Source organism: Streptomyces tendae, assembly GCF_014650435.1.
Lineage (GTDB): Bacteria > Actinomycetota > Actinomycetes > Streptomycetales > Streptomycetaceae > Streptomyces > Streptomyces tendae.
In genome coordinates, this window is the sequence record NZ_BMUY01000004.1 from 510,412 (window position 1) to 523,196 (window position 12,785).

Annotated in this window: 10 protein-coding genes; 8 read left to right on the forward strand and 2 right to left on the reverse strand. The window is 73.4% G+C overall.

Annotated elements, in window-relative coordinates:
* Positions 1 to 29 precede the first annotated feature (29 nt).
* The 8 genes from IE258_RS14365 (at position 30) to catB (ending at position 10,161) form a co-directional block, all read left to right on the forward strand.
* A complete protein-coding gene (locus tag IE258_RS14365) occupies positions 30 to 1,136 on the forward strand; it encodes a substrate-binding domain-containing protein (protein WP_189743418.1) in 1,107 nt (368 codons plus the stop codon).
* A 125-nt stretch (positions 1,137 to 1,261) separates the two neighbouring features.
* Positions 1,262 to 2,593, forward strand: a complete 1,332-nt coding sequence (locus IE258_RS14370) for an ABC transporter substrate-binding protein (RefSeq protein ID WP_189743420.1) — start codon at positions 1,262 to 1,264, stop codon at positions 2,591 to 2,593.
* A gap of 26 nt (positions 2,594 to 2,619) precedes the next feature.
* Positions 2,620 to 3,606, forward strand: coding sequence for a carbohydrate ABC transporter permease (locus IE258_RS14375; protein WP_189743422.1), 987 nt, complete (start codon positions 2,620 to 2,622; stop codon positions 3,604 to 3,606).
* Positions 3,603 to 4,466 carry a carbohydrate ABC transporter permease gene (locus IE258_RS14380; RefSeq protein ID WP_159323836.1) on the forward strand — a complete coding sequence of 288 codons (864 nt, stop codon included), beginning with the start codon at positions 3,603 to 3,605 and terminating at the stop codon, positions 4,464 to 4,466. Before IE258_RS14375 ends, IE258_RS14380 begins: the two co-directional genes overlap by 4 nt.
* On the forward strand, positions 4,463 to 5,494 hold the full coding sequence (locus tag IE258_RS14385) for a hydroxyacid dehydrogenase (RefSeq protein ID WP_189743424.1): 1,032 nt from the start codon (positions 4,463 to 4,465) through the stop codon (positions 5,492 to 5,494). The genes IE258_RS14380 and IE258_RS14385 overlap by 4 nt, the downstream gene beginning before the upstream one ends.
* Positions 5,491 to 7,386 (forward strand): DUF2264 domain-containing protein, encoded by a 1,896-nt coding sequence (locus IE258_RS14390; protein WP_189743426.1) that lies wholly within the window; start codon positions 5,491 to 5,493, stop codon positions 7,384 to 7,386. Before IE258_RS14385 ends, IE258_RS14390 begins: the two co-directional genes overlap by 4 nt.
* A 131-nt stretch (positions 7,387 to 7,517) precedes the next feature.
* Complete coding sequence (locus IE258_RS14395; RefSeq protein ID WP_189743428.1) at positions 7,518 to 7,745, forward strand: hypothetical protein; 228 nt, start codon at positions 7,518 to 7,520, stop codon at positions 7,743 to 7,745.
* A 136-nt stretch (positions 7,746 to 7,881) separates the two neighbouring features.
* Positions 7,882 to 10,161 carry a catalase CatB gene (gene catB, locus IE258_RS14400; protein ID WP_159323840.1) on the forward strand — a complete coding sequence of 760 codons (2,280 nt, stop codon included), beginning with the start codon at positions 7,882 to 7,884 and terminating at the stop codon, positions 10,159 to 10,161.
* 54 nt (positions 10,162 to 10,215) lie between these two features.
* Here the strand turns inward: catB and IE258_RS14405 are convergent, their stop codons facing one another.
* Positions 10,216 to 11,097 (reverse strand): diacylglycerol kinase family protein, encoded by an 882-nt coding sequence (locus IE258_RS14405; RefSeq protein ID WP_159323841.1) that lies wholly within the window; start codon positions 11,095 to 11,097, stop codon positions 10,216 to 10,218.
* Positions 11,098 to 11,169: 72 nt separating this feature from the next.
* On the reverse strand, positions 11,170 to 12,768 hold the full coding sequence (locus tag IE258_RS14410) for an FAD-binding oxidoreductase (protein ID WP_189743430.1): 1,599 nt from the start codon (positions 12,766 to 12,768) through the stop codon (positions 11,170 to 11,172).
* Between the last annotated feature and the right edge of the window lie 17 nt (positions 12,769 to 12,785).

Below are 12,785 nucleotides of genomic sequence, written 5' to 3' on the forward strand. Positions count from 1 at the left end.
AAACGAACATTCTCGGGTGGGGAGCCCTGATGCGGGAGCCGGTCGATCTCAGGCGCCAGCGGATACTGGCGGCGGTCCAGGCGCGCGGTACCGCGCGGGTGCGCGACCTCGCCGACGAGTTGCAGGTCTCGGTGGTCACCGTGCGCCGGGACGTCGAGGAGCTGACGCGCGAGGGCAGACTGAGCCGCGGGCACGGGGTCGTGCGGTCGACACTGCAGGCCCGGGAGACCGTCGCCGACGCGGTCCCGGCGGCCGGGGACCGGGTGGCCGTGGTGGTCCCGGTGCGGCACTCGTATCTGACCGAGACCCTGCACGGGGCCCGCACGGTGCTGGAGCGGGCGGGGGTGCGCATGGCCCTGCACCTCGCGCCGCAGGCGTCCGGTGCCGAACGCCCGCTGGTGGAGCGGGCGCTGGCGGACGGCGCGGACGGGCTGCTGATCGCCCCGCGGTGGCGGGGCCGGGCGGACGAGGAGGCCGACCACGAGTGGCTGGCCGGGGTCGGCGTGCCGACGGTACTGATGGAGCGCCGCCCGTGGCGCGGCAGCGCGCTGCACGGCCTGGACTCGGTGTGCTCGGACCACTGGTACGGCGCGCACCTGGCGGTGGAACACCTGGTGGGGCTGGGTCACCGGCGCATCGTGTTCGCCACCCGGCACGACAGCCCCACCGCACGCTCGCTGCGTGCCGCGTTCACCGAGATCGCCGGGGCCCATCCCCTGGTGGAGGAGTGGGCGTGGACGCTGGTCGCGCCGGAGGCCGGGGCCGACGGGCCGTACTCCGCGGACGAGCGGGCCGAACTGCCCGCGCTGACGCGCAAGGTGGGTGCGACCGCGATGGTGCTGCACGGCGACGTGGACGCGCTGATGGTGGTCCAGCGGCTCGCGGAGGACGGGGTGCGCGTGCCGGAGGACTGCTCGGTGGTCGCCTACGACGACGTGGTGGCCGGTCTCGCCTCGCCGCCGCTGACGGCCGTGTCGCCGCCGAAGGCCGAGGTCGGGCACGCGGCGGCGGAGCTGCTGCTCCAGCGGCTGGCCGAGGCGCCCGGCAGCCGGCAGCCGGGGCGGCGCGTCGAGCTGCTGCCGCGGCTGATGGTGCGGGGATCGACGGACCGGGTGGCGGAGCCGCTCGGCGAATGAGCGTTTGAGCGTTTCATTTTCTTCTGATCGATCTATTGACCGTTTGAGACGGGGCGTTCAGGATTCCGGTGTCTCGATGAGTCGTGTCCGCACCCACGCGGACCCGCAGGAGCCGCGGAGGCGCCATGCCCGGACGACCCAGCCGTCGCTCCGTGCTCGCCGCGATGACCGCTCTACCCCTGGCAGGAGCCGCGAGCGCCTGCAGTGGGGGGAACGGCGCATCGTCGGCCCGCACGGGCACCACCACGCGCATCACCTTCTGGTCCGCCCTGCGCGGCAGCCAGGAAGTGGTGGACGCGTTCAACCGCACGCACCGGAACATCCAGGTGGAGTTCCAGCAGATCCCCTCCGGCGGACAGGGCGGCTACGCCAAGCTCAGCAACGCCGCCCGGGCCGGGAACGCGCCCGACGTCGCCACCCTCGAGTACCCGCAGGTCCCGGGGTTCGCCATCGACGGCGTCGCCCGCGACATCACCGACCTGGTCAGTGACGGTCTGCGCCGCAAGCTGCTGCCGCAGGCGCTCGGCCTGACCACCTTCGAACGCCGGGTGTTCGCCGTGCCGCTGGACGTCGAACCGATGGTGATGCACTACCGCGCGGACCTGTTCGACGAGTACGGGCTGGAGGTCGCCCGTACCTGGGACGAGTTCGCCGAGCAGGCGGCAACGGTGCGTCGCAGGACGCCCGACCGCAGGCTGGTGCTCTTCCCCACCGACGGGATGACCCAGTTCGCCTGCTACGCCTGGCAGGCGGGCGCCCAGTGGTTCGACACCTCGAAGGGCGCCTGGAACGTCTCGCTGGCCGACGCGCCCTCACGACGGGTCGGGGAGTACTGGCAGCGGCTGATCGACCGGGACGACGTCTTCATGAACGCCGTCGAGAGCAGGCAGTCCGACGCGCAGATCGGCAACGGACTGGTGCTCACCCGGCTCACCGGCGCCTGGGACGCCGGCGCCCAGATGAACGCGCGTCCGGGGCAGAAGGGCCAGTGGCGGATCGCACCGCTGCCGCAGTGGGACACCGCGAGCCCCGCGACCGGCACCCACGGCGGCTCCACCTTCGCGATCACCGAGGACAGCAGGCACCCGGAGGCCGCGATGGAGTTCATCGAGTGGCAGGTCTCCCACCCGGACTCCCTGCGCGCCCGGCTCTCCAGCGGCACCAGCAGCCAGTACCCGGCGGCCCCGGGACTGGTCTCCGTGGGCCGCGACGCCTTCGACCGCTCGTACTACGGCGGTCAGGACATCTACACCCTGTTCGAGCAGGAGGCCGAGAAGATCGGCGACCAGTGGCTGTGGGGCCCGCGGATGAGCGCCACCCAGAAGGTCATGCAGGACTCCTTCGCCCGCGTCAGCGGCGGCCAGGGCAGTCTCGTCGAGTCGCTGCGCACCGCCCAGGACGGCACCATGCCCGACCTCAAGGCGCTCGGCCTGTCCACCACCCAGCACAGCACCTGAGCCGACGAAAGGCAGGTGACACACCCATGACCACGACCACCCACTCACGGGTGCCGACCGGCGCCGCCCGCGCCGCCTCCCCGGCACCCTCCGCCTCGGGACTGCGCGCCCACAGAGCGGCCAAGCGCCGTCAACTGACCGCCGCCGGCGTCCTCATGACGCCGTTCTTCGCCCTGCTGGTCACCGTCTTCCTGATTCCCGTCGGCACCGCCGTCTACCTCAGCTTCTTCAGCGACGACCAGCCCGGACTCGGCTTCGGCCCCGAGCGCACGGTCTTCGTCGGACTGCGGTCCTACGCGGCCGTGCTCACCGACCCCACCTTCCTCGGCGGTCTCGGCACGGTCGCCCTGTACTGCCTGATCTACATCCCGCTGATGGTCGTCGGCGCGCTCGCGCTCGCCCTGCTCCTCGACTCCGGCGTGGTGCGGCTGCGCGCCCTCGCCCAACTCGGCCTGTTCCTGCCGCACGCGGTGCCCGGCATCATCGCGGCGCTGATCTGGCTGTACCTGTACACGCCCGGCATCAGCCCGGTGATCGAGCTGTTCGCCAAGGGCGACATCACGATCGACTTCCTGGGCGTGCACACGGTGCTCCCGTCCATCGTGAACATCGCCCTGTGGAGCAACCTCGGCTACAACATGGTGGTGTTCTACGCCGCGCTGCAGGCCGTGCCCCGCGAGGTGATCGAGGCGTCCGTCGTCGACGGCGCCGGGCCGGTGCGTACGGCGCTGCAGGTCAAGACGCCGCTGGTGCGGGCCTCCATCGTGATGGTCTCGATCTTCACCCTGATCTGGGCCCTCCAGCTGTTCACCGAGCCGATGCTGCTCAGCCAGTCGTCCCCGATGATCAACTCGCGGTTCTCGCCCAGCATGTACATCTACGACGCGGCGTTCACCCGCAACAACTACAGCCTCGCGGCGGCCGCCTCGGTGGTCCTGCTGGTGTGCACCATCGCCCTGTCCTACGGCGTCACCCGCTTCACCAGCCGCGCCGACTCCGAGGAGGCCCGATGAGCGCCGCCGACAGTTCCCTGCTCCGCCCGAAGCTGCTGGGCCGGGCGACCGTCAACGTGGTCGTCGCCGTCTCCGTCCTGTACACCCTGCTGCCGGTGCTGTGGCTGGTGCTGGCCTCGACGAAGAACCGCGACGCGCTGTTCAGCAGCGACCTGCTGTCCCTGAGCGACTTCTCCCTGCTGCAGAACCTCAAGGACGTCTTCGCCATGGACGGCGGGCTGTACGGCCGCTGGTACGTCAACAGCCTGCTGTACGCGGTGGTCGGCGCCGCCGTCGGCGCGCTGGTGAGCGTGGCCTGCGGCTACGCCTTCGACAAGTACCGCTTCCGGCACAAGGAGAAGCTGTTCGGCCTGGTGCTGGCGGCGGTCATGGTGCCGCAGACGGTGCTGGCGCTGCCGCTGTACCTGATGGCCTCCGAGGCCGGCCTGGTCAACACCTTCTGGGCGGTGTTCATCCCGGTGCTCTTCAATCCGTTCGGCGTCTACCTCGGCCGGATCTTCGCACGGGGCTACGTGCCCGACGAGGTGCTGGAGGCGGCGCGCGTGGACGGGGCCGGGGAGCTGACCACGTACGCGCGGGTGGCGCTCAGGATGCTCGGGCCCGGTCTGATCACCGTCTTCCTCTTCCAGCTCACCGCGATCTGGAACAACTTCTTCCTGCCCATGGTGATGCTGTCCGACCAGGACCTGTATCCCGTCAGTCTCGGCCTGTACCAGTGGAACAGTTCGGCGTCCGTGTCGCCCGAGTACTACCCCGTGGTCATCATGGGTTCGCTGCTCGCCGTACTGCCGCTCATCCTCGCCTTCGTGCTGCTCCAGCGATTCTGGCGCAGCGGCCTGACCGCCGGAGCCGTCAAGTGACCGTGCACGCCCCCGGACCCGGCCGCCGGCCCCGTGCCGCCGTGGCCATGTCCCCGGACGCCGCCTCGGCCGTCCTGGACCCCCAGTCCCTCGCCGCGTTCCGCCGGGTCTGCGACCTCGCGCCCCTCCCGGTGCTCGACGACCTGACCACGGCGCGGGCGAGATCCGTACTGGCGGACGTGGAGCTGCTGATCACCGGGTGGGGCTGTCCGCCGCTCGACGCGGAGGCGCTGCGGGCGGCGCCCCGGCTGCGGGCCGTGGTGCACACGGCGGGCAGCGTCCGCGGGCACGTGACCGACGCGTGCTGGGAGCGCGGGATCGAGGTCTCCTCGGCCGCCGCGGCCAACGCGCTGCCGGTGGCCGAGTACACCCTCGCCATGATCCTGCTGAGCGGCAAACGGGTGCTGGAGCGGGCCCGCGACTTCCGGGCGTCCCGGACCCGCGGCAACTGGCTGCGCACCCCGCGCGGCGTCGGCAACTACCGCCGCACGGTGGGGATCCTGTCGGCGTCGCTGATCGGCCGCCGGGTCGTCGAACTGCTGCGGCCGCACGACGTGCGGGTCCTCCTGCACGACCCGTACGTCACCGACGCCGAGGCCGCCGAGCTGGGCGTCGAGAACGTGGGGCTGCCGGAGCTGTTCGCGCGCTGCGACACCGTCAGCGTGCACACCCCGCTGCTGCCCACCACCCGCGGCCTGGTGAGCCGTGCGCTGATCGAGGCGATGCCCGCCGACGCGGTGCTGATCAACACCTCCCGGGGGGCGGTGATCGACCAGGACGCGCTCACCGACGCCGTGGCGGCGGGCCGGATCCGGGCCGTGCTGGACGTCACCGACCCCGAGGTGCTGCCGGCGGACCACCCGCTGTGGGACTGCGAGCACGCCCTGATCACCCCGCACCTCGCCGGTTCCGAGGGCAACGAGTGGCGCCGGCTGGCCGACCTCTCCCTCGCCGAGACGACCCGCTGGGCCTCCGGTTCCGGCTTCCTCCACCCCGTACGACGAGAAAGGCTGGCGTTCCTGGCATGAGCATCCCGTTCGAACTGCCCACCGAGGACCGTGCGTCGAGCCCGTACACCGGTTACACCCGGGCCCACTGGGAGGCCGTCGCGGACGGGCTGCTGTGGGCCGCGTGGCGCTGGAGCACCCCGGGCCGCGCCCTGCTCGACCTGCCCGGGCGGCCCTCGCGCTCGGGGGTGCGCTCCGACGGTCTCGAGGGCTTCGCGCGGACCTTCCTCGCGGCGGGCTTCCGCGTCGCGGGTGCGGACGGCGCGGACCCGCACGGCTGGCTGGACCGCTATGCCGAGGGTCTCACCTCCGGTACCCGCTCCCCCGGCCGCGCGGACACCGAGTCCTGGCCGCTGATCCTCGACCACGACGTGCAGGGCCAGCCCATGGTCGAGTCGGCCTCGGTGGCGCTCGGGCTGCGGCTGACCGCGCCCTGGCTCTGGAAGCACCTCGACTCCGGGGTCCAGGACCGGGTGGAGGAGTGGCTGCGCGGGGCGCTGCGACACGTTCCGGCGCCGAACAACTGGTACCTGTTCCCGTACACGGTCGCGGGGTTCCTGGAGTCGGTCGGCCGCGGCGACGCCGAGACGGCCGCGGCCCGGCACCGGGCGCTGGAGCTGATGGAGGGCTGGTACCGGGGCGGGGGCTGGTACGCCGACGGCGACGGACGCGCCTTCGACCACTACAACGGCTGGGCCCTGCACCTCTACCCGGTGCTCGACGCCCACCTGGGCGGCGACACCGACGCCCTCGCCCGGTACGGGGAGCGGCTGCACGCCCACCTCGACGGCTTCGGCCTGATGTTCGGCTCGGACGGTGCGCCGCTGCACTTCGGCCGCTCCCTCACCTACCGTTTCGCCGCCTCGGCGGCCGTCGGTCTGGGCGCGCTGACCGGGCACACCCCGCTGACGCCGGGTGCCTCGCGGCGGCTGGTCAGCGGCAGCCTGCGGTACTTCGTGGACCGGGGGGCGCTGGCGGACGAGGGGGTGCTGAGCCTGGGCTGGTACGGCCCGCACGGGGCGACCCTGCAGCCCTATTCGGGCCCGGCCTCCCCGTACTGGGCGTCGAAGGCGTTCGTGTCGCTGCTCGCTCCCGCGGGTCACCCGCTGTGGACGGCGCCGGAGGAGCCCGCGCCGGTGGAGGAGGCCGACCGCGTGCTGGCCCTGCCCGAGCCGGGGCTGCTGGTGCAGGCGACCCGCGGCGACGGGATCGTACGGCTGCACAATCACGGCAGCGACCATGTCCGGCCGCACGAGGGCGAGTCGGCCGCCGAGGACGACCCGCACTACGGCCGGCAGGCATACTCGACCCGGACGGGTCCCACGGCGCGGGACAACGTGGCGGACAACCACCTGTCCGTCGAGGTGAACGGCCGGTCGAGCGTGCGGCGCCGCGTCCATCCGCTGGGGGCCGGGCACGGCGACGGCTGGGGCTGGGCGGCGTCCTGGCACCGGCCGGTCTTCGTGGCCGGACCGCCGATGGTGCCGGGGCTGCGGGTGGAGAGCGTGACGGTGGCCCGGGGGCCGTACGAGCTGCGGGTGCACCGGGTGGTCGGGGCGCCCGCCGGGGCGCGGGTCACCCACACCGGCTGGGCCACCGGTCCCGAGGAGCCGCTGGCCTCCGCGCTGCACGGCCTGTACGGCTGGGAGCCCGAGGTGGAGACCGTGCGTGCCCCGCAGGGCACCGCGTACGTGCCGTGGGCGGAGCTGCCCCGGCTGTCCGGCTCGGCGGGCGGCACCTCCGTGCACGTCTGCCTGGCCTCGCTGACCGGTGAACCGGTGAGCGTGCCGGCGGCCGGGGCCGTCGCGGAGGTGGTGGCCGGTGCGGACGGCGTGGAGGTGGTCTGGGCGGCCGACGGCGCCCGCACCCGGGTCGCGTTCGAACCGGTGGGGGTGACACACACGCAGGCGTAGGCCCGTACGGCGCTTCGAGGGCTCCGACCCGTATCGAGGGTCGGGGCCCTCCCCCGTGCGCGCGCCCCCGGTGGCGTGCCGCGCCCGGGCCGGTGACGCTGGGACGGCACCGGTGAGAAGGAGCCGTCCTCATGCGCAAGTCGTCGTGCACCGTGATCGCGGCCCTGGCCGTGTCGGTCCTGTGCGCCACCGGAGCGCGGGCCTCGGTGCCGCGCGCCGCGAGTCTCCCGGGAGAGGTGACGGCGAGCCAGTGCGTCGCGGGCGGCGGAGTGATCATCATCTCGGCGGACGGGGACGGGACCGGCTCCTTCACGTCGCTCTGCCTGGGCGGCACCCACGACGGACAGACCATCACCTGAGCCGACCGCCCTCCGTTGCTCGCACCCATGCCTCGAGTCCCGAACCCTGGGTACGCGGTCACGGCCCACCACGGCAGTCGGTACTCGAACACGACCGGGCGCGTGCAAGCGGCCAGCCCAGAACGGAGAAAGGCCGATGAGCGAGGCCAATCCCCTCAAGCGAGCAGTCCACAAGGTGACCGAGGGCCTGCACGGCGAGGCCGGTGGTCCGCCGGACGGGATCCCCGGCAGGCCCGGTCCCGAGTCGCCGCCCGTCGCCGAGCCCACCGAGCCCCGCGAGCCGCTGCCGCCGAAGCCGGACCAGAGCGGCCCCGACACCGTGTCGCCGACCGGTCAGCCCACGGGCGCCGACCAGGCCAGGGTGGCGCAGTCCGGCAGCTACCTGACGGACGCTCAGGGGACTCGGCTGTACGACACGGACCACTCGCTGAAGGCGGGGCCGCGCGGTCCGGTACTGCTCCAGGACCACCATCTGCGCGAGAAGGTCATGCACTTCGACCACGAGCGCATCCCGGAGCGCGTGGTGCACGCCCGGGGCGCGGGCGCGCACGGGGTGTTCCAGAGCTACGGCACGGCCGCCTCGGTGACCAAGGCCGGTTTCCTGGCCGCGGACGTGGAGACGCCGGTGTTCACCCGGTTCTCCACGGTGGTCGGCTCGCGCGGGTCGTCGGACACCGTGCGGGACACCCGCGGTTTCGCGACGAAGTTCTACACCAGCGAGGGCGTCTTCGACCTGGTCGGCAACAACATCCCGGTCTTCTTCATCCAGGACGCCATCAAGTTCCCGGACGTGGTGCACGCCGCGAAGCCGCACCCGGACCGGGAGATCCCGCAGGCGCAGAGCGCCCACGACACCTTCTGGGACTTCGTCTCGCTGCACACCGAGGCGACGAACCACACCATCTTCTTCATGGGCGACCGGGGCATCCCGCGCTCGTTCCGGATGATGGAGGGCTTCGGCGTCCACACCTTCCGGCTGGTGAACGCGGAGGGCGCCACGACCCTGGTGAAGTTCCACTGGAAGCCCAAGCTGGGCGTGCACTCCCTGGTGTGGGACGAGGCGCAGCTGATCAACGGCGTCGACCCGGACTTCCACCGCCGGGACCTCGCGGACGCCATCGAGGCGGGCGCGTACCCGCAGTGGGAGCTGGGCATCCAGACCTTCCCGGACAACCCGGAGCAGACCTTCGAGGGCATCGACCTGCTGGACCCGACCAACTTCGTGCCCGAGGAGCTGGCGCCGGTGCAGCCGGTCGGGCTGCTGACCCTCAACCGCAACCCGTCCAACTTCTTCGCCGAGACCGAGCAGGTCGCCTTCCACGTCGGCCACCTGGTGCCCGGCATCGACGTCACCGACGACCCGCTGCTCGCGGGACGGCTGTTCTCCTACCTGGACACGCAGATCACGCGGTTGGGCGGGCCCAACTTCCCGCAGCTGCCGATCAACCGGCCGCAGGCGCCGGTCAACGACATGCTGCGCGACGGCATGCACCAGAGTGCCGTGCACCGGGGAGTGGCGCCCTACCGGCCCAACTCCCTGGACGGCGGCTGCCCGTTCACCGCGGGCGCGGACACGAACGCGTTCATCGAGGCTCCGGTGCGGGTGCCGGAGGGGCGCAAGGTCCGCGAGGCCCCCGAGTCGTTCGCGGACCACTTCAGCCAGCCGCGCCGGTTCTGGCTGAGCATGAGTCCGGTGGAGCGCGAGCACATCGTCGGCGCCTACACCTTCGAGCTGGGCAAGTGCTACGAGCAGGCGATCCGGGAGCGGACGCTGCAGGTCCTGGCCAACATCGACCCCGAGCTGTGCGCGGGCGTCGCCGAGGGCCTCGGTCTGCCCGCCCCACAGCCGACCGTACCGCTGGCCGACGTCGAGCCCAGCCCGGCGCTGTCCCAGGTGGGCGGTGTCTGGCCGCTGGACGGCAGGGTGATCGGCATCGTGACCGGCGGGGCCGACCTGGAAGGCGTCGGCGCGGTGCGCGAGGCGGTGCTGAACGCCGGGATGGTGCCGCTGGTGGTGGCGCCGACCGGTGGCACCCTCGGCTCGGGCGACGCCGCGCTGACCGTGCAGCGCAGCTATGTCACCGCGCGGTCCGTCGAGTTCGACGCGGTGCTGATCGCGGGGACGCCGGACATGGGCGGCGACGCCTACACCCCGCGGGACTACAAGGCCGGGCCGGCGCCCGCGGGGCCGGGGACGATCGACCCGCGGGTCAGCCTGCTGCTGTCGGAGGCGTTCCGGCACGGCAAGGCGATCGGTGTGTGGGCGGGCGGTGAGCCGGCGCTGGCGGCGTCGGGGGTGCCCGCCGACGCCCCCGGGGTGATCGTCGCCGACTCCGGCACCGCGGCTCTGGAGCAGGTCACGCAGCTGATGGGCTCGCACCGGGTCTGGGAGCGTTTCACCACGCCGCGGGGCTGATCGGGCGGGCTGTGGGGCCGGGCGCCGATACGGGCGTCCGGCCCCGCGGTGCGTTCAGCACAGGACGCGCAGCGCGCCGGGCAGCACCCTGGCGGTGACGGGCACGACGGCCTCGACCTCGCCGTCGGCGCCGTAGGGTATCGCCCGGTCCGCCTCGATGCGGACCTCCCGGCCGCGCAGGACGCGCACTTGGGGCCGGTGGACGTGGGCGCCCGTGGAGAGTTCGTTCATCAGGGCGAAGAACAGCCGCCGGGGGGCCTGGTGGATCATCACCACGTCCAGCAGGCCGTCGTCCACCCGCGCCGAGGGCGCGACGAGGCGGTTGAAGCCGTAGTAGCCGGAGTTGGCGGCCACCACCGTGTAGCCGCTGAAGGCGTGTTCCTCGCCGTCGACCGTGACCCGGTAGCCCGTCGCACGCCAGCCCGCGACGGCCCGCACCGCGCCCGCGTAGTAGGAGGCGGCTCCGCGCAGCAGCCGCGCGTTGTTGGCGTGCCGGTTGGCGAGGGCGTCGACACCCGCGTACACGCTGCCGAGGACGACGGTGCGGTCGTGGACGGCGGAGGTGACCTCGACGGTGTCGACGGGGCGGGGTTCGGCGTGCAGCAGTACCTCGGCCAGCGCGGCGGACTCGGTGGGCAGCTCCAGGGCCCGGGCGAAGTCGTTGCCCCGCCCGGCCGGGACGAGCCCCAGCAGGGCGCCGGTGCCGCTGAGGGCGCCGCCGATGCCGCCCGCCATGCCGTCGCCGCCGACGGCGAGCACCACCCGGCCCCGTTCCCCCGCCCGCCGGGCGAGTTCACGGGCGTGCGCGAGGCTGTGGCTGTACTCGGTCTCCAGCCCGGCACCCGCCTCCCGCAGCAGACGGGCCACCCCGAGGAGCGCGGCGGCCGAGGTGGCGCCGCCCGCGGTGGGGTTGACGACGGCGGTGAACTGTCGCATCGAGGTGCCTCCGGGCTGACGGGTGGTGCCGGACTGTTGTCTCACGGGGTGCGGGCGTGCGGTACGGCGGGGTCAGTCGGCGGGCAGCAGGACGCCCGGGCTGAGCAGTCCGGCGGGGTCGAGGCTCCGCTTGACGGCACGCAGCGCCCGGACACCGAGGGGGCCGGCCTCCCGGACGTACCAGTCCCGGTGGTCGGTGCCCACCGCGTGGTGGTGGGTGATGGTGCCGCCGGCGGCGAGGATGGCGTCGTTGGCGGCGTGCTTGGCCCGGGTCCAGTGCGCCACGGCGTCCTCGCCCTGGGCGGAGACGACCGTGAAGTACAGGGAGGCGCCGTTCTCGTAGACGTGCGAGATGTGGCACATGACCAGGGGCGGGGTGCCGGCCTCGGTGAGGGTGCCGGTGAGCGCGTCGCGGACGGCGGCGTACAGGGCGGGCAGGCGGGACCAGTGCGCCGCCGTCTCCAGGGTCTCGGCCAGTGCCCCGGCGTCGAGCAGGGAGTCGCGCAGGTACGGCGCCGAGTAGCGGCCGTGGGCCCAGCGCTCCCCCGGCTCCGCACCCGCGAAGGTGCCGCCGTTGGCGCGCAGTACGGCGGCGGCGCCCTCGCGGCGGTGCGCGGTGTCCTCCTCGCTGCCCTCGAAGCCGACGACCGCGAGGCATCCCGCGTCCTGCTGCTCCAGGGAGGCGCCGATGGCGTCGGGCTGGGCGAGGCCGACGAGGGTCTCGGTCTCGTCGGACAGCCGCAGCACCGTGGGGCGCGGGCCGTCCTGGGCGAGCCGGCGCAGCGCCGTGGCACCTTGGTCGAAGGAGGCGAAGCGCCAGCCCTCGTAGCGGCGGACCCGCGGTACGGGCCGCACGCGCACGGTGACGGAGGTGATGACGCCGAAGGCGCCCTCCGAGCCCAGGACGAGCTGGCGCAGGTCGGGTCCGGCCGCCGAGCGCGGGGCGCGGCCCGTGTCGAGGGTGCCCTCGGGGGTGGCGAGGGTGAGGCCGAGGACCATCTCGTCGAAGCGGCCGTACCCGGCGGAGGCCTGACCGCTGGAGCGGGTCGCGGCGAAGCCGCCGACGGTGGCCCACTCGTAGGACTGGGGGAAGTGGCCGAGGGTGTATCCGTGCCCGGCGAGCAGCGCCTCGGCCTCGGGGGCGCGCAGGCCGGGCTGGAGCGTGGCGGTGCGGGAGACCTCGTCGAGGTCGAGCAGGCGGTTCATCCGGCGCAGGTCGAGGGCGACGAACGCGCCCGCGCGCCCGGGGGCGAGGCCGCCGACGACGGAGGTGCCGCCGCCGAACGGGACGAGGGCCAGACCGTGTTCGGCGCAGGCGGCCAGCACGGCGAGCACCTCGTCGTGACCGTCCGGCAGGACGACGGCGGCCGGGGTGTCGGCGACGTCGCCGGTGCGCATCCGCAGCAGGTCGGGGGTGGACTTGCCGCGGGTGTGCCGGATGCGGCTCTCCGCGTCCGTGCGCACGTCGTGGGCCCGGTCGCCGACGGCCGCAGTCAGCGCGCGGCGGGCGTCCGTGCCCAGCGGCGAGACGGGTACGTCGATCTCCGCCAGCGGGAGGGGGGCGGCGTCGCGGGGTGCGACGCCGAGCAGTTCGCGCAGCAGCCCGGTCACCGTGTCGGGCAGCGGCGTCGCCCTGGCCGGGTCGCCCCAGCCGTTGAACAGCATGTCCATTGCCTGTCGTCCTCACG

Coding starts and splice junctions, on each gene's coding strand:
- IE258_RS14395 (WP_189743428.1), top strand. CDS start 7,518: ATGCGCAAGTCGTCGTGCACCGTGATCGCGGCCCTGGCCGTGTCGGTC.
- IE258_RS14370 (WP_189743420.1), top strand. CDS start 1,262: ATGCCCGGACGACCCAGCCGTCGCTCCGTGCTCGCCGCGATGACCGCT.
- IE258_RS14410 (WP_189743430.1), bottom strand. CDS start 12,768: ATGGACATGCTGTTCAACGGCTGGGGCGACCCGGCCAGGGCGACGCCG.
- IE258_RS14380 (WP_159323836.1), top strand. CDS start 3,603: ATGAGCGCCGCCGACAGTTCCCTGCTCCGCCCGAAGCTGCTGGGCCGG.
- IE258_RS14405 (WP_159323841.1), bottom strand. CDS start 11,097: ATGCGACAGTTCACCGCCGTCGTCAACCCCACCGCGGGCGGCGCCACC.
- catB (WP_159323840.1), top strand. CDS start 7,882: ATGAGCGAGGCCAATCCCCTCAAGCGAGCAGTCCACAAGGTGACCGAG.
- IE258_RS14375 (WP_189743422.1), top strand. CDS start 2,620: ATGACCACGACCACCCACTCACGGGTGCCGACCGGCGCCGCCCGCGCC.
- IE258_RS14390 (WP_189743426.1), top strand. CDS start 5,491: ATGAGCATCCCGTTCGAACTGCCCACCGAGGACCGTGCGTCGAGCCCG.
- IE258_RS14365 (WP_189743418.1), top strand. CDS start 30: ATGCGGGAGCCGGTCGATCTCAGGCGCCAGCGGATACTGGCGGCGGTC.